This is a genomic window from Cupriavidus sp. 8B (assembly GCF_054589115.1).
This window is the reverse complement of record NZ_BAAILO010000569.1, coordinates 1-221: the sequence shown is the minus strand read 5'-3', so window position 1 is coordinate 221 and position 221 is coordinate 1. Positions and strand designations below refer to the sequence as shown.

The 221-nt window shown below is 62.9% G+C and carries 1 pseudogene; it reads left to right on the top strand.

Features of this window, described 5'->3' with window-relative positions:
- Positions 1 to 221, top strand: a pseudogene (locus ACYP5B_RS48940) (IS4 family transposase); the annotation flags it as partial.

The window sequence follows — 221 nt, the reverse complement described above, 5'->3', positions numbered from 1 at the left end:
ACCTCCCCGGGGCCGAGATCATGCTCGCTGCTTCACTGCACAGCGTGCACGAGAACGAACGCCAGATCCTGTTCGAGCATCTGGACCGCCTGCAATCCGACGACTTACTCTTGCTCGACCGCGGTTACCCCGCCCGCTGGCTGGTGGCCGTGCTCAACGAACGAAAAATCCCTTTCTGCATGCGCGCCGACGGCAGCGGCTTTACCGCCGTGCGACACTTC